General features: G+C 70.2%; 13 protein-coding genes and 1 tRNA gene. 11 read left to right on the top strand and 3 right to left on the bottom strand.

Features of this window, described 5'->3' with window-relative positions; translation table 11 throughout:
• Window positions 1-4 precede the first annotated feature (4 nt).
• The 4 genes from BMW85_RS44710 (at window position 5) to BMW85_RS44695 (ending at window position 2,961) form a co-directional block, all read left to right on the top strand.
• A complete protein-coding gene (locus tag BMW85_RS44710; protein ID WP_091093708.1) occupies window positions 5-646 on the top strand; it encodes an SRPBCC family protein in 642 nt (213 codons plus the stop codon).
• Between the two features lie 146 nt (window positions 647-792).
• Window positions 793-2,004, top strand: a complete 1,212-nt coding sequence (locus BMW85_RS44705; RefSeq protein ID WP_177241206.1) for a CynX/NimT family MFS transporter — start codon at window positions 793-795, stop codon at window positions 2,002-2,004.
• Between the two features lie 7 nt (window positions 2,005-2,011).
• Entirely contained in the window at window positions 2,012-2,836 is an 825-nt protein-coding gene (locus BMW85_RS44700; protein WP_091093705.1) for an alanyl-tRNA editing protein, read from the top strand.
• 52 nt (window positions 2,837-2,888) lie between these two features.
• Window positions 2,889-2,961 (top strand) — tRNA-Ala (locus BMW85_RS44695).
• 13 nt (window positions 2,962-2,974) lie between these two features.
• On the opposite strand, the gene BMW85_RS44690 is transcribed toward BMW85_RS44695, so the two are convergent.
• Window positions 2,975-3,652 (bottom strand): endonuclease III domain-containing protein, encoded by a 678-nt coding sequence (locus BMW85_RS44690; RefSeq protein WP_091093704.1) that lies wholly within the window; start codon window positions 3,650-3,652, stop codon window positions 2,975-2,977.
• A gap of 91 nt (window positions 3,653-3,743) precedes the next feature.
• Window positions 3,744-3,944 carry a DUF4236 domain-containing protein gene (locus BMW85_RS44685; protein WP_245775457.1) on the bottom strand — a complete coding sequence of 67 codons (201 nt, stop codon included), beginning with the start codon at window positions 3,942-3,944 and terminating at the stop codon, window positions 3,744-3,746.
• A 62-nt stretch (window positions 3,945-4,006) separates the two neighbouring features.
• Between BMW85_RS44685 and BMW85_RS44680 the strand changes: the two genes are divergently transcribed.
• Window positions 4,007-4,759: a metallophosphoesterase gene (locus tag BMW85_RS44680; protein WP_091093702.1), complete on the top strand. Its 753-nt coding sequence runs from the start codon at window positions 4,007-4,009 to the stop codon at window positions 4,757-4,759.
• Here BMW85_RS44680 and BMW85_RS44675 read toward each other — a convergent pair.
• Window positions 4,746-8,150 carry an alpha-L-arabinofuranosidase family protein gene (locus BMW85_RS44675; protein ID WP_177241205.1) on the bottom strand — a complete coding sequence of 1,135 codons (3,405 nt, stop codon included), beginning with the start codon at window positions 8,148-8,150 and terminating at the stop codon, window positions 4,746-4,748. The two genes, BMW85_RS44680 and BMW85_RS44675, sit on opposite strands and share 14 nt — an antisense overlap.
• 230 nt (window positions 8,151-8,380) lie before the next feature.
• Here BMW85_RS44675 and BMW85_RS44665 point away from each other — a divergent pair, with 230 nt between their 5' ends.
• From BMW85_RS44665 to chvE, 6 genes are all read left to right on the top strand, one after another.
• Entirely contained in the window at window positions 8,381-9,373 is a 993-nt protein-coding gene (locus BMW85_RS44665; RefSeq protein WP_091093699.1) for a LacI family DNA-binding transcriptional regulator, read from the top strand.
• 73 nt (window positions 9,374-9,446) lie between these two features.
• On the top strand, window positions 9,447-10,436 hold the full coding sequence (locus tag BMW85_RS44660; RefSeq protein ID WP_091093698.1) for an ABC transporter substrate-binding protein: 990 nt from the start codon (window positions 9,447-9,449) through the stop codon (window positions 10,434-10,436).
• Window positions 10,437-10,491: 55 nt separating this feature from the next.
• On the top strand, window positions 10,492-12,003 hold the full coding sequence (locus tag BMW85_RS44655; protein ID WP_091093696.1) for a sugar ABC transporter ATP-binding protein: 1,512 nt from the start codon (window positions 10,492-10,494) through the stop codon (window positions 12,001-12,003).
• Window positions 12,000-13,025: an ABC transporter permease gene (locus tag BMW85_RS44650; protein WP_091093694.1), complete on the top strand. Its 1,026-nt coding sequence runs from the start codon at window positions 12,000-12,002 to the stop codon at window positions 13,023-13,025. The genes BMW85_RS44655 and BMW85_RS44650 overlap by 4 nt, the downstream gene beginning before the upstream one ends.
• Window positions 13,022-14,005 (top strand): galactofuranose ABC transporter, permease protein YjfF, encoded by a 984-nt coding sequence (gene yjfF / locus BMW85_RS44645; protein ID WP_091093693.1) that lies wholly within the window; start codon window positions 13,022-13,024, stop codon window positions 14,003-14,005. Before BMW85_RS44650 ends, yjfF begins: the two co-directional genes overlap by 4 nt.
• Window positions 14,006-14,212: 207 nt before the next feature.
• The gene (chvE, locus tag BMW85_RS44640) at window positions 14,213-15,328 is read left to right on the top strand and encodes a multiple monosaccharide ABC transporter substrate-binding protein (RefSeq protein ID WP_091093692.1); all 1,116 of its coding nucleotides are present in this window, start codon (window positions 14,213-14,215) and stop codon (window positions 15,326-15,328) included.
• Window position 15,329 lies beyond the last annotated feature (1 nt).

Genomic DNA, 15,329 nt, shown 5'->3' with positions numbered 1-15,329 from the left:
ACCCATGAGCACGATCGAGCACTCCGTAGACGTCGAGGTCCCCATCCGGGTGGCCTACAACCAATGGACGCAGTTCGAGAGCTTCCCCGAGTTCATGGAAGGGGTGGAGTCGGTCAAACAGGTGACCGACACCCGTACGCACTGGGTGGCGGAGATCGCCGGGGTCCGGCGCGAGTTCGACGCCGACATCACCGAGCAGCACCCGGACGAGCGGGTCGCCTGGCGCAGCGTCGACAAGCCGAACCAGGCGGGCGTCGTGACCTTCCACCGCATCGACGACGGCCACACGCGGGTCACGCTCCAGATGGAGTACGACCCCGAGGGCTTCGTCGAGACCGCCGGCGACTGGCTGCAGCTGGTCCGCATGCGGGTCAACGGCGACCTCAAGCGGTTCAAGCAGTTCATCGAGTCGCGTGGCTCGGAGACGGGCGGCTGGCGCGGCGACGTGCCCGGCCCGCACCAGCACGACGGCGCCGCGCCGCGTACGCACGAGCAGGGCTCCACGTACGGCGGCGCGCAGCAGGTGCCGCCCGGCACGATCGGCGGCACCGACCCGTCCATGCCGGGCGGCGACACGACGCTGCCGGCCCCTGGCGCCTTCCCTCCGCGTGACGAGCCCCCGCAGGGTCCCCGACCGGTCCTGTAAGACACCCCCGACCCGAACGGCGGCCGCCCATGTGGCGGCCGCTGTCGTCTGTCCGGGGGTCAGTAGCACGGGGGAATAAGGCACATTTCGGTCCTGTTAAGGTGGTGATTCGTCCCATGACTTGATGAGTGGAGGATTTTCCCGGCATGAGCGTTCTGGCGTCAGAGCCAAGAGGCAGGACCACCCCCCTCGCCTGGCTCCTCGTGCTGGGGATCGTCCTCGCCGCACTCAACCTGCGGACCGCCGTCACCAGCGTAGGCCCGCTCCTCGACCAGCTCGCCGGGGCGCTCGGCATGACGAGCGTCGGCACCGGCCTGCTCACCACCCTCCCGGTGCTGGCCTTCGCCGGCGTCGGCGCCGTCACCCCGTCGCTCGCCCGGCGGGTCGGCGAGCACCGGCTGCTCCTGCTGGCACTCGTCACGCTGGGCGTGGGGATGCTGGTCAGGTCGCTGGTCGGCTCGGCCCCCGTGTTCCTGCTGAGCAGCGCCGTCGCGCTGTCCGGCGGCGCCGTGGGCAACGTGCTGATCCCGACGCTGATCAAGCGGCACTTCCCGGCGCGCACCGGGATCATGACCACCGTCTACACCACGGCCCTGGCGGCTGGCACGATGCTGGCCGCCGCCGCGACCGTGCCGATCGAGCGCGCGTCGGGGAACTGGCACGTCGCGCTCGGCGTGTGGGCCGCCCTGGCCGCCGTGGCCGCCATTCCGTGGCTTGCGCTGCTGCGCAGTGAGCCGGAGCGGGACACGGCAGGCAGGGAGACCGGGATCCGGCGGATGCTGGGCAGCCGGCTGGCCTGGATGATCGCGATCTACTTCGGCACCCAGTCGATGATCGCGTACATCATGTTCGGCTGGCTCGCCACCATCCTCACCGACGCCGGCTACAGCACCTCCCAGGCCGGGCTGCTCCTCGGCGTGTTCACCGCGCTGAACATCCCGGTCTCGGTCGCCGTGCCCATGATCGCCGCGCGGTTCCGCGACCAGCGGCCGGTGGTGGTCGGGCTCGTCGTCTTCTACGTGGCCGGCTTCGGCGGGCTCTGGGCGGGGCCGGTCTCGTGGGCGCCGCTCTGGGTGACGCTGATCGCCGTCGGCATGGGGTCGTTCCCGCTGGCGCTGGTGATGCTGGGGCTGCGCACCCGTACGCCGGAGGTGACCGCCGCGCTGTCGGCCTTCGGGCAGAGCGCCGGCTACCTCATCGCCGGCGGCGGACCGCTGCTGGTCGGCGTGCTGCGGGAGGCGTCAGGGGGCTGGGCGCTGCCGTACACGCTGATCTTCGTGGTGCTGGCCGTCCAGCTCGCCTCCGGCCTGTACGCCGGCCGCGAGCGGCACCTGGAGGACGAGCGGGCGCTGGGATGATGGACGGGTGAACTCGACTCTCGTCACCTTCCCCAGCGGCCGGATCTCGGGCCGCTCCGAGCTCGTCGGGGTCGTGCCGGTGGGGGACCGGCACGGCCTCGTCGTCGCCGAGACGCCCTTCCACCCCCTCGACCACACCTGGCCCGACCAGCCCGCCGACCGCGGCACGGTCGGCGGGACGCCGGTACTCGACTGCGTGACAGGGGCCCAGTCGGCGACCGGCGAGACCTTCCTGGGGGCGGACATCCCGGCGCGGCGGGGGGAGGAGGGCTGGCGGTGGCTCGTCGTCCACGTGACCGGCGAGGCGCCGCCCCCTCCGGGAGCCGAGGTGGAGCTGGAGGTGGACGCCTCCTACCGCGCGGCGCTCTCGGCCGGCCACACCGCCTGCCACCTCGCCGCGCTCGCGCTCAACGCCGCACTCGCCGGCCGCTGGCGCAAGGAGGCGCCGCTCGACCGGCTCGGCCACCCCGACTTCGACCAGGCCGCGATCACCTCGTCCCGCATCGTCGAGCGCGGCAGCGTCGACGTCTACCGCCTCGGCAAGTCGCTGCGGAAGAAGGGCTTCTCCGCCGAAGGGCTCGACCCCGATGAGGTCGCCGGCGAGGTGAACGAGCGGCTCAAGACCTGGGTCGCCGCCGACGCCCCCGTCCGGATCGACGTCCCCGGCCCCGAGCTGACCGCCCGCCGCACCTGGCGCTGCGAGCTGCCCGAGGGCGAGGCGGCCATCCCGTGCGGCGGCACCCACGTCGCCCGCACCGGCGAGCTGGGCCTGGTCCAGGTCGCGCTCACGCTCGACGAGGCCACCCTGACCATGCACACCACCTGCGGCTGAGACTTTCCGGGGCGCGGGCGCTCCGGAAGTCCTATACACTTGGTGATCGCAAGGGGCTATAGCGCAGTTGGTAGCGCGCCTCCATGGCATGGAGGAGGTCTGGGGTTCGAATCCCCATAGCTCCACCCTTTCCCCCGCTTAACGTGGCGCGCTTCTTCGACTGAGCGTGCTCTGGCCGTACGCGCACACCTCGCGCAGCACGCACTCCTCGCACCGGGGCCGGCGTGCCTGACAGACCGTCCGCCCGTGCCTGATCAGCGCGAGGTGCAGCTCGTGCCGGACCTCCGGCGGCACCATGGGCCGCAGGAGCCGGTGCGCCTCCGTGGCGGAGGTGCCCGGCGGGATCCAGCCGAGCCGGGTGGTCACGCGGTGCACGTGCGTGTCCACGGGGAACGCCGCCCGCCCCATGGAGAACATCAGCACGCAGGCCGCGGTCTTCGGGCCGACGCCCGGCAGCGAGGTCAGGTACTTCTCCGCCGCCTCGTCGTCGAGCCCGTCCAGCCGGTCCAGGGTGATCGCGCCCTCGCGGTCCTCGATCGCCGCCAGGATCTCCTGGATGCGGCGGGCCTTGCGCTCGGCGATGCCGCCGCAGCGGATGGCGTCGGCGATCTCCTCCGGCGGCGCGTCCGCCACCTGCTCCCACGAGGGGAACCTGCCCTTGAGCCGGGCGAAGGCACGGCCGGAGTTGACGTCCGAGGTCGCCTGGGACAGGACCGTCGCCACGACCTGGTCCACGACGGGCAGCGCCGGGCCCGGCGCGAACGCCTCCCGCCCGGCCCGCAGCCGCCGCAGCACCTCCATGACCCGATCGCTCACCCTGCCTCCTGATCCTCGCCCCGGCCGGGCTGGCCGTGACGCAAGGGAACGGACCGGAGGGGAGCCCTCCGGTCCGTCCTATGGCGAACGGTCAGCGACCGTCGGTGGTCTTGCGCCAGTGAAATCCGCCGGGCAGATTGACCGACAGCGTACGACGCCCATCGGCTCTCCGCGTCACCCGGAACAGCCGGTTGCCCCAGCTGTGGCCGACCCCGCCGCGGGACAGGTTCAGCCGTAAGGGGCCCACCTTGATCGACTTACGGTAGCTCCAGCCCATCTCGAACTCCTTCATCGAATGCGAGGGCACTCCACTACCCACGAGAAGCGGGTTCTATCAGGCGTACGGTGGAGTGCATGATCGTGATCGCGCATCTGAGCGACGTGCACATCGGCGCCACCCCCGAGAGCGCCGGACGCGCGCGGGCCGTCATGCGTCACCTCGACGCGCTGCCCGCCGACCTCGACGCCGTGCTGGTGACCGGCGACATCGCCGACCACGGCACCGCCGACGAGTACGAGCAGGCCCGCAAGCTGCTCGCCTCCCGCCATCCCGTGCTGATCGGGCCCGGCAACCACGACGTGCGCGAGGAGTTCCGCCGCGTCCTGCTCGGCGATTCCGATCCGGGCCCCGGCCCGGTCAACCAGGTCCTGCGCACCTCGCGCGCGATCTACGCGATGTGCGACTCCTCCATCCCCCGCGAGCACCCCGGCCACCTGGAGGAGGAGACCCTGGACTGGCTGGAGGGCGTGCTGGCGGACAGCGACCGCCCGGTGTTCGTGGCCTTCCACCACCCGCCGGTGCCGCTGCACGCGCCGCTGCTGGACGACATCATGCTGCGCCCCAGCCCGCGCCTTGCGGAGCTGGTCGGCCATCCCAACGTGGCGGCCGTCCTGGTCGGCCACGCGCACACGGCCGCCGCGACCACGTTCGCCGGCCGGCCGCTCCTCGTCGCGCCCGGCGTGGTCTCCACCCTGACGCTGCCCTGGGAGGGCGGCACCACGTGGGAGACCTGTCTCGACTACGTCCTGCCCCCGTCGCTCGCCTTCCACGTGCTCGACGACGAGGGCAGGATCACCACCCACTACCGCGTGGTCATCGCTCCCTGAGCTCGATGAACGTCACCGAGTGGGCGGGGAAGTCGTAGCCGAAGGAGGCGGACAGGTCGTTCTCCCGCCACTCCTCGGCCGCGACGCGCTCGGGCTCGGCGAGCGTGTTGACGTCGGACGGCGACCCGGTGAGCGAGGTGACCACGGCGGACGGCCGGAACCTGGCGCCGCCGAGGTCCACCGCCGCGCGCACCGCGCTGTCCTGGGCGTTGACGACCTTGAGCGTCACCCGGTCGCCGTCCCTGGACACCACCTGGTAGAGCGGCTCGACCCGGGCGCTGTCCACGAAGTCGTGCACCTTGCGCCCGTCCAGCCAGGTCGTGATCCGCCGCCCGTCCACCTGCACCTTGAGGCGGTGGTCGCGGCCGGTCTCCACGGTGTCGGCCGAGGTGACGAGCGCCGACTTGCCGCCGTCGACGGCCTTCTCGATCGCCGTCTGGGTGTTGTTCCAGCCGCCCACGTTCCACCAGTAGAAGTTTCCGGTGTCCCGCACGCCGAACATCACCAGGAAGCCCTCGTCGCCGCCGGTCTTGCGGGCGGTCACCTCGACCGTGTAGTTCGACCAGCCGGCCGAGCCGGCGGTGGAGCGGGCGTCCTCGACCAGGGCGCTCTGCGTGTACGCGCCGTCCCCTGCCGTCCAGGTGCCGGCCCCCGGCGTCCAGCCGGGCGCGCCCGCCGAGAAGTCCTCCGCGAGCAGGACGCTCCCGTCGGCGGCGGTCACCTTGACGTCGTCGTAGCGGACCTGGGTGCGCCAGGAGCCGAGCCCGACCGCGCCCCTGATGTCCTCGACCGGCCTGGCCTCGCCGGTGAAGGAGCTCGGCAGCACCCGGTCGCCGACGTGGCGGGAGAACAATCGCTGCACGTGGTAGCTGGGGGAGCCGTACGCCTGGTCGTTGTCGAACCAGATGAGGTCCGGCGTCCAGTCCACGTAGTCGACGTTGGCCAGCAGCGGCGCGTACGAGGCCAGCTCGATCACGTCGGAGTTGCGCTCGATGCCGGTCAGGAACGACGCCTCGGCGAGGGCGTTGGAGAAGGCGTTGCCGCGCGAGGCGTACTCGCCGACGAACACCTTGGGCCCGTTGCGGTCATAGGTGTTGTAGCGGTGGTTGTTGGCGAGGAACCAGTCGGGGTTGTTGTAGTAGTGCTCGTCCACGAGGTCGGCCTTCTGGTCGCGGGCGAACTGCCACATCCGGTCGAACCAGGCACCCTGGGAGGTCTGCCCGGAGTTGCTGATGATCTTGATCTTGGGGTACTTCGCCCGGATGGCGTCGGCGAACTTCGGATAGTTCGTGAAGAACTCCGGATAGATCTCCTCGTTGCCGAGCCCGATGTACTCCAGCCCGAACGGTTTCGGGTGCCCCATCTCGGCGCGCTTCCTGCCCCAGGTCGAGGTGACCGGGCCGTTGGCGTACTCGATGAGGTCCAGCGTGTCCTGCACCCAGCGGGCCAGCTTGGCCTCGTCGGTGAGCGGCCGGTTCTCGCCGCAGCCGTTGACGCCCACCGACAGCACCGGCAGCGCCTCGGCCCCGATGTCCTCGGCGAACTGGAAGTACTCGTGGTAGCCGATGCCGTACGACTGGTTGTAGCCCCAGAAGTTGAAGTTCGCAGGCCGCTCCTCGACCGGGCCGATCGTCTCCTTCCACTGGTAGATCCGCCGCCGGTCCTGGTTCAGCGCGTACGGGTCGTAGGTGCCGACGTTGGTCACGCAGCCGCCGGGGAAGCGCAGGAACCGCGGCTTCAGCTCGGCGATGAGTTTCGCCAGGTCGGCCCGCATGCCGTGCCCCTTGTACGTCTCGCGCGGGAACAGCGAGACCATGTCGAGGTCGGTCCGCCCCTCGGGCGCCTGGATCACCAGGCGGCCGGCGTCGGTGGTCGCCGAGGCGGTGAACGAGGCCCGGTACTTCGCCCAGCCCCCCGCCTTGACCCGCACCGCGGCCTTGCCGAGCACCGCCGTGCCGGCCTCGGCGGTCACCGTCAGCGTGGCGGCCGAGTCGCGCCGCGCCCACAGCGACAGGTCGTAGCGCTCGCCGGCCTTGAGCGGCAGGCCGCGGTTGAAGCCCGCGTTGGCGACGCCGGCGGTGCCGCCGCCGGTCACCTCCAGCCGCAGGTGGTTGCGGTTGTTCGGGTTGAGCGGCTGCTCGCCGGAGACGGTCAGGGCGGCGGTGGCGCCGCGCTCGGCCTTGCTCCACGCGGTCAGCCCGGTGTAGGAGGGCTCGTCGGTGGAGTTGAACTCGAACGAGCGGTTCTGCACCAGCTCGGCGTAGAGCCCGCCGTCGGCCGCGTGGTTGATGTCCTCGTAGAAGACGCCGTAGAGGTTGGGGGAGACCTTCGTGCCCGCGGCCCTGGTGTCGGCGGTGAGCGTGCCGGTCGTGTAGCCCTCGACGCGGAACTTCGCCGCCTGGCTCCCCATGACCAGCCGGCCGCCGGTCACGGCCGCGGCGCGGTCGCCGGAGGTGAGCGTGACCTTGCCGCCGCCCGCGTCCTCGATCCGGAAGACCGAGCCGGTGGCGGCCAGGCTCACCCGGTCGGCGGCCTGCAGGAACCGGCCGGTGGCGACGTCCTTGAGCAGCACCCCGTCCCCGCTCGGTACGGCGGTGAGCGCGAGGCCGGTCCGCGGCGGCCGGGCCGAGGCCGTGATCGCGCCGGAGCGGTCGGCCGCCAGGTAGGGCAGCGCCGCCGCGCGCAGCGTGAACGGCCCGTCCGGCACCACGGGTCCGCCCTCGGCCGCCTTGATCGCGAGGTAGTCGAAGTCGACCCGCATGGAGGCGCCGTTCTGCGCCGAGAGCCCGAACAGCCCGAGCCGGCGCACCTCCAGCCTGGCCGTCATGCGGGACGCCTGCACCCAGGCCGTGCCGTCCCAGTACGAGGAGGTGAACTCGTCGCCGCTGCGCGCCAGCTTCAGCGTCTCGGCCGTCGATCCGGGCCGGGCCGCGAACGCCGAGGTGAAGGCGGCCCCCACCTCGGTCGCGGTCTCGATCACCGGCCCGCCGGCGAAGCCGACGTGGGCGAGCCCGGCCCGCACGTAGTTGTCCCAGTCCTGCCAGGCGAGCAGGCCCGCGCTCTGGTAGTCGAGGGAGACGGGCGCGCTCAGCCTGGTCACCACCTCGAAGTCGCCGTCGGGGACGTCGAGGAGGAAGAGGTTGCGCGCGTTGTTGGTGCCCTGGTGGGTGTCACCGGTCAGGGTGTCCAGGTGCAGCGCCCCGCCGGACAGGCTCCAGCGTGACTCGTCGGGGGACAGGACGGTCCAGTCCTGTCCGAGGGCGTCGCCGTCGAACTGGTCGACGACCGCGCCGTCGGGCACGGGGTCCACGGGGTCCGCCGACGCCGCCGCCGGTGGCGGCGCGGCCAGCAGGGCGGCCACCAGCAGGGCCGACAGGGCGATGCGCGTCATGAGTCGGGGGGCTCCTCAAGTCGTGTTAACGCTAACAACGAGTGAGCGTTAACAACGGCGATCCGCGCCACCGTAAAGACCCGCCCCCAAGCACGTCAAGAGCGAGCCTGCGTAACCCGACCGTAATCGGGCGACCTCTTGACGAGACCGGTTGTTAACGTTCACAGTCGGGGCCAAGCCAGGGAAGGAGCACGGCAGTGGGATCCCGCCTGGGGCGTCGCTTACCCGTCATGGCCGATGTGGCCAGGGAGGCCGGCGTGTCGCACCAGACCGTGTCCCGCGTGCTCAACGATCACCCGAACGTGCGCAGCGAGACCCGCGCCCGGGTGCTCCAGGCGATCGACAAGCTCGGCTACCGCCGTAATCTCGTCGCCCGCGCCCTGGTGACCAAGCGGTCGCGGACGCTCGGCGTGGTGAGTTTCGACACCACGCTGTACGGCCCGGCCAGCACGGTGTACGGCATCGAGCAGGCGGCCAGGTCGGCCGGCTACTTCGTCAGCATCGTCAGCCTCAAGTCCATCGATCCCGCGGGCGTCCGTGACGCCCTCGACTACCTGGCCGACCAGGGCGTGGACGGGGTGGTGGTGGTCGCGCCGCAGCGCTCGGCCGCCCGGGCCCTCGCCGACCTGCCGCTCGCCATCCCCACCGTCGCCGTCGAGGGCGGCCAGGCGGGGGAGGTGTCCGTGGTCAGCGTGGACCAGGTCGCGGGGGGCAGGCTCGCCACCGAGCATCTGCTCTCCCTGGGTCACGAGACGGTCTGGCACGTCAGCGGACCGTCGGACTGGTTGGAGGCCGAAGGACGCGTGGCCGGGTGGCGGGCCGCGCTGGAGCAGGCGGGCCGCGAGGCCCCGCAACCGCTCGCCGGGGACTGGAGCCCGCGCTCGGGATACGAGGCGGGCCGCAGCCTGGCGCGCATGACGGACGTGACCGCGGTCTTCGTCGCCAACGACCAGATGGCGCTCGGAGTGCTGCGGGCGTTCACCGAGCAGGGGGTGAGCGTGCCCGGCCAGGTGAGTGTCGTCGGCTTCGACGACATCCCCGAGTCGGCGTACTTCTCGCCGCCGCTCACGACCATCAGTCAGGATTTCGACGCGGTCGGCAGACACAGCATCGAGGTGCTCGTACGGCGACTGGAGGACGGCCTCCAGGAGCGCGAGCGGCTCGTGGTGCCGCCGGCGTTCGTCCGCAGGGCCAGTACGGCCCGGCCCCCGGAAGGTCGCTAGCGGCCGTCCGCGACGACGGCGGTCCCTGGCCCCATCAGGGGTGTTAGCGTTCACATCAGAAGGGAACCCCCCAGTGTTCAAGAGGATCTCGGCCTTGGTCCTCGCCGGGCTCACCGCGCTGTCGGTGACGGCCTGCGGCGGCGGCGACGGCACCACCAGCGCCGGCACCGGCGGTGGCGGCGACGACACGATCACCATGGGCTTCGCCCAGGTCGGCGCGGAGAGCGGCTGGCGGACCGCGAACACCAAGTCCGTCCAGGAGTCGGCGAAGAGCGCCGGCATCACGCTGAAGTTCTCCGACGCCCAGCAGAAGCAGGAGAACCAGATCAAGGCCATCCGCTCCTACATCCAGCAGAAGGTGGACGTCATCGCCTTCTCGCCGGTGGTGGAGTCCGGCTGGGACCCGGTGCTGAACGAGGCCAAGAACGCCAAGATCCCGGTCATCCTGACCGACCGCGCCGTGGACTCCAAGGACACCTCCCTCTACAAGACCTTCCTCGGCTCGGACTTCGTGGAGGAGGGCAAGAAGGCCGGTCAGTGGCTGGTCGATGAGTACAAGGACAGCAAGGACACGGTGAACATCGTCGAGCTGCAGGGCACCACCGGCTCGGCCCCGGCCAACGACCGCAAGTCCGGCTTCCAGGAGGTCATCGGCGCCGATCCCAAGTTCAAGATCATCGCCTCGCAGACCGGCGACTTCACCCGCGCCAAGGGCAAGGAGGTCATGGAGGCCTTCCTGAAGTCCAACCCCGACATCGACGTGCTCTACGCCCACAACGACGACATGGGTCTCGGCGCCATCGAGGCCATCGAGGGCGCGGGCAAGGTCCCCGGCAAGGACATCAAGATCATCACGGTCGACGCGGTCAAGGACGGCATGCAGGCGCTCGCCGACGGAAAGATCAACTTCATCGTCGAGTGCTCCCCGCTGCTCGGCCCGCAGCTCATGGACCTGGCCAAGAAGGTCGTGAAGGGCGAGGAGGTGCCGGCCCGCGTGGTGACCGAGGAGACCACCTTCACCCAGGAGCAGGCCAAGCAGGTCCTGTCCTCCCGCCAGTACTGATCGAAAGGACGCCGGGCCGGCGGCCCCGCCGGCCCGGTCTTCATCTGGAGGCTTCATGGCAGTACCCGCGCCGGTCCTGACGATGAGCGGGATCGGCAAACAGTTCCCGGGGGTGAAGGCCCTCGACGACGTGGACCTGCGGCTGCTCCCCGGCGAGGTGCACGCGCTCATGGGCGAGAACGGCGCGGGCAAGTCCACCCTCATCAAAGTGCTCACGGGCGTGCACCCCGCGGACGCGGGCACCATCGAGCTGGCCGGGCGGACCGTCGCCTTCGGCAGCCCGCTGGAGGCGCAGCAGGCCGGCATCAGCACGGTCTACCAGGAGGTCAACCTCTGCCCCAACCTCTCGGTGGCCGAGAACATCCTGCTCGGCCGCGAGCCGCGCCGCCTGGGGCGCATCGACTGGAGGCGCATGCGAGCCCGCGCCCACCAGCTGCTCGCCCGGCTCGACGTCCGGCTCGACGTCTCGGCGCCGCTGTCGGTCTACTCGCTGGCCGTCCAGCAGATGGTGGCCATCGCGCGGGCCGTGGACATCGACGCCCGCGTGCTCATCCTCGACGAGCCGACCTCCAGCCTCGACGCCGACGAGGTCCAGCAGCTCTTCCGGGTGATGCGCCGGCTCAAGGAGGAGGGGATCGCGATCCTCTTCGTCTCCCACTTCCTCGACCAGATCTACGAGATCTCCGACCGCATGACGATCCTGCGCAACGGCCGGCTGGTCGGCGAGTACCCGACCAGCGAGCTCAGCCAGGTCGAGCTCGTGGCCAAGATGATCGGCCAGGAGCTGGCCGCGCTGGAACGCCTGCACGGCGAGGCCAAGACCTTCGACCGCCCCCTGGTCGAGGCGCGCGGGCTCGGCCGGTCCGGCGCGATCGAGCCGTTCAGCCTGACCATCCACGAGGGCGAGGTCGTCGGCCTCGCCGGGCTGCTCGGCTCCGGCCGCACCGAGGTCGCCCGGCTGCTGTTCGGGGCCGACCACGCCGGCTCCGGCGAGCTCGCGATCGGCGGCGCGCCCACGTCGCTGCGCACCCCGCGCGCGGCCATGACGCACCGCATCGCGTTCTGCTCGGAGAACCGCAAGGAGGACGGGCTCGTGCCCGACCTCACCGTACGCGAGAACATCGTGCTGGCGCTCCAGGCCACCCGCGGCTGGACCCGCCCGGTGCCCCGCGAGACGCAGGACGACCTGGTCGGCAAGTACGTCAAGGCACTGCGGATCAGCCCGCCCAACCCCGAGATCCCGGTGCGCAACCTGAGCGGCGGCAACCAGCAGAAGGTGGTGCTGGCCCGCTGGCTCATCCTCGAACCCCGGCTGCTCATCCTCGACGAGCCCACCCGCGGCATCGACGTCGGGGCCAAGGCCGAGATCCAGCGGCTGGTGGCCGAGCTGTCGGACGGCGGCATGGCGGTGCTGTTCATCTCCGCCGAGCTGGAGGAGGTGCTGCGGCTCAGCCACAAGGTCGAGGTGCTGCGCGACCGCCGCCTGGTGGCCGAGCTGCCCAACGACGAGAGCTTGACCACCGACGTGCTCCTGGAGACGATCGCCAGCGGAGGGCGAGTGTCATGAGACGCCTGCTGTGGCCGGCGGTGGTCCTCGTGCTGCTGCTGGCGCTCAACATCTTCTTCACGCCGAGCTTCTTCTCCGTCCAGGTCAGGGACGGCCACCTGTACGGCAGCCTGATCGACATCCTGCGCTTCGGCGCGCCGCTGATCCTGGTCTCGATCGGCATGACCCTGGTCATCGCCACCGGCGGCATCGACCTGTCGGTGGGCTCGGTGGTGGCGATCTCCGGAGCGCTCGCCTGCCTCCAGATCAGCGAGGACGCCGGGCTGCCCATGGCGGTGGCGGCGGCGCTCGGGCTGTGCCTGGTGCTGGGGGCCTGGAACGGGTTCCTGGTGGCCGCGGTCGGCATCCAGCCGATCATCGCCACGCTGATCCTCATGGTGGCCGGGCGGGGCCTCGCGCAGCTCATCACCGACGGGCAGATCATCACGATCAACGACCCGGCGTACAAGGTGATCGGCGGCGGCTACTGGCTGACCGTGCCGTTCGGCATCCTCGTGGTGATCGCCGTGCTGGGGATCACCGCGTTCCTGACCCGGCGGCTGGCGCTGGGCATGCTCATCGAGTCGGTGGGCGGGAACGCCGAGGCCAGCCGGCTGGCCGGCATCCGGGCGCGCGGGATCGTCATCATGGTCTACGCCTCCGCGGCCCTGTGCGCGGGCGTGGCCGGGCTGATGATCAGCTCGAACGTCTCCAGCGCCGACGGCAACAACGCCGGCCTGTGGATCGAGCTCGACGCGATCCTCGCCGTGGTGATCGGCGGGACCTCGCTGGCGGGCGGCCGGTTCTCGCTGTCCGGCACGGTGCTGGGCGCACTGATCATCCAGACGCTGACCACGACGATCTACTCGATCGGCGTGCCGCCGGAGACCACGCTGCTGTTCAAGGCGCTGGTCGTGACGGCCGTCTGCCTCATCCAGTCCCCGTCCTTCCGCGCCAAGGCGTTCCGCCGCCGCGGCCGGTCGGCGCCCACGCAACCGTCCCCGGAGGAGAGAGTCTTGGCAGGCCGAGGAGGCACGGCGTGACCGCGCTGACGTTCGGGCGGGCCTCCGTCCCGGTGAAGTACCTGCCGGTCCTGGTGACCGGGTGCCTGTTCGTGGCGATGTTCGTGGCGGGCGGGATCCGCTACGAGGGCTTCGCCAGCGGGCAGGTCGTGCTCAACGTCTTCATCGACAACGCCTTCCTGCTGGTCGTGGCCGTGGGGATGACGTTCGTGATCCTGACCGGCGGCATCGACCTGTCGGTGGGCTCGGTGGTGGCGCTGTCGACGATGATCGCGGCGAGCCTGATGGAGGGGCCGGGGTGGCCGCCGTACGTGGTGGTGCCGCTGGTGCTGCTCATCGGGTCGGGGCTCGGGCTGGTGATGGGCTGGATCATCCAGTCCTTCGACATCCAGCCGTTCATCGTGACGCTGGCGGGCATGTTCCTGGCCCGCGGGCTCTGCTACACGATCGGGACCGACTCCATCCCGATCAGGGACGCCACGTTCACGGCGTTCGCGCAGACCAGGATCGACCTGTTCGCCGATCTGTGGGTCTCGCCGAGCGTGGTCATCGCCCTGGTGGTGGTGGCGGTGGCGGCGTACGTGCTGCACTACACGCGCTTCGGCCGGTCGGTCTACGCGACCGGCGGCAACGAGCAGTCGGCGCTGCTCATGGGGCTGCCGGTGGCCCGTACGAAGATCACGGTCTACACGGTCAGCGGTTTCTGCTCGGCGCTCGGCGGCGTGCTGCTGTCGTTCTACATGCTCTCCGGCTACGGACTGCACGCGGTGGGCATGGAGCTCGACGCGATCGCGGCCGTGGTGATCGGCGGCACGTTGCTCACCGGCGGCACCGGGTTCCTGCTCGGCACCGTGCTCGGGGTGCTGGTGCTCGGGCTGATCCAGACGATCATCAGCTTCGAGGGCACCCTGAACTCCTGGTGGACCAAGATTTTCATCGGACTGTTGCTCTTCGTGTTCATCCTCCTACAGCGCCCGTTCTCCGGGCGGGTCAGGCGTTGAACAGGGAGGACACGCGCTTGGAAGTTACCTGAATGTTTCCGGCAGGTGATGTCTGAACGTTGACATAGTCTTTGTTAGCGATAACAATCGGCGGAAACGAACGCGAAGTTTGTTCTCATTCGTCACGTTCTGGCGGGACGAATTGATCTTCTACACCGGCGGCCGCCGCGTCCAGCGCTGCCGCGACCCCCATCGCAAGGAGATGACATGAGGTTGGGACGGATCGGGGGCGTGGTCTCTGCCATCGCTCTCGCCGCGACCATGACGGCCTGTGGCTCCAGCCAGAAGACGGTCGACGCCGAGGCCTCCGCGTCCTCCGCCGCCGGCGGCGCCGGAGCGCTGATCGGCGTGACGATGCCGACCAAGTCGTCGGAGCGCTGGATCCACGACGGCGACAACGTCAAGTCGGCGCTGGAGAAGCTGGGCTACAAGGTCGACCTCCAGTACGCGGAGAACGACATTCCCACCCAGGCCAACCAGATCGAGAACCAGATCACCAAGGGCGCCAAGCTCCTGATCATCGCCTCGATCGACGGCACCGCGATCACCTCGCAGCTCCAGCAGGCCGCCGACAACAAGATCCCGGTCATCGCCTACGACCGGCTGATCCGCAACAGCCCCAACGTGGACTACTACGCCACCTTCGACAACTTCAAGGTCGGCGTGCAGCAGGCCACCTCGCTGCTCAAGGGCCTCGGCGTCGAGGACGGCAAGAAGGGCCCGTTCAACATCGAGCTCTTCGGCGGCTCCCCCGACGACAACAACGCCACGTTCTTCTGGAACGGCGCCCTGTCGGTGCTCCAGCCGAAGATCGACGACGGCACGCTCGTCGTGAAGAGCAAGCAGACCGACTTCAAGCAGGCCGCCATCCTGCGCTGGGACCCGGCGACGGCCCAGAAGCGCATGGAGGACATCCTCACCAGCACCTACGGCAGCGCCAAGGTCGACGGCGTGCTCTCGCCGTACGACGGCCTGTCCATCGGCATCCTGTCGGCGCTCAAGAGCTCCGGCTACGGCACCAGCGGCCAGCCCTACCCGATCGTGACCGGTCAGGACGCCGAGCTCGCCTCGGTCAAGTCCATCATCGCCGACGAGCAGTACTCCACGATCTTCAAGGACACCCGCAAGCTCGCCGAGCAGACGGTGAAGATGGCCGACGCCGTGCTGAAGGGCGGCCAGCCCGAGGTCAACAACACCAAGGACTACGACAACGGCAACAAGGTCGTCCCGTCGTACCTGCTCGACCCGGTGATCGTCGACAAGTCCAACTACAAGGAGATCATCGTCGGCGGCAACTACTACACCGAGGACCAGCTCCAGTAAG

Origin of the sequence: Nonomuraea wenchangensis (genome assembly GCF_900111685.1) — a bacterium.
Lineage (GTDB): Bacteria > Actinomycetota > Actinomycetes > Streptosporangiales > Streptosporangiaceae > Nonomuraea > Nonomuraea wenchangensis.
The sequence above is the reverse complement of the archived record's forward strand: the minus strand, read 5'-3'. Positions and strand labels throughout refer to the sequence as shown.

What these genes read in the sequence shown, in the direction of transcription:
- BMW85_RS44710 (WP_091093708.1), top strand. Translation starts at nt 5, where the DNA reads ATGAGCACGATCGAGCACTCCGTAGACGTCGAGGTCCCCATCCGGGTG.
- BMW85_RS44705 (WP_177241206.1), top strand. Translation starts at nt 793, where the DNA reads ATGAGCGTTCTGGCGTCAGAGCCAAGAGGCAGGACCACCCCCCTCGCC.
- BMW85_RS44685 (WP_245775457.1), bottom strand. Translation starts at nt 3,944, where the DNA reads ATGAAGGAGTTCGAGATGGGCTGGAGCTACCGTAAGTCGATCAAGGTG.
- BMW85_RS44680 (WP_091093702.1), top strand. Translation starts at nt 4,007, where the DNA reads ATGATCGTGATCGCGCATCTGAGCGACGTGCACATCGGCGCCACCCCC.
- BMW85_RS44675 (WP_177241205.1), bottom strand. Translation starts at nt 8,150, where the DNA reads ATGACGCGCATCGCCCTGTCGGCCCTGCTGGTGGCCGCCCTGCTGGCC.
- BMW85_RS44665 (WP_091093699.1), top strand. Translation starts at nt 8,381, where the DNA reads ATGGCCGATGTGGCCAGGGAGGCCGGCGTGTCGCACCAGACCGTGTCC.
- BMW85_RS44655 (WP_091093696.1), top strand. Translation starts at nt 10,492, where the DNA reads ATGGCAGTACCCGCGCCGGTCCTGACGATGAGCGGGATCGGCAAACAG.
- BMW85_RS44650 (WP_091093694.1), top strand. Translation starts at nt 12,000, where the DNA reads ATGAGACGCCTGCTGTGGCCGGCGGTGGTCCTCGTGCTGCTGCTGGCG.
- chvE (WP_091093692.1), top strand. Translation starts at nt 14,213, where the DNA reads ATGAGGTTGGGACGGATCGGGGGCGTGGTCTCTGCCATCGCTCTCGCC.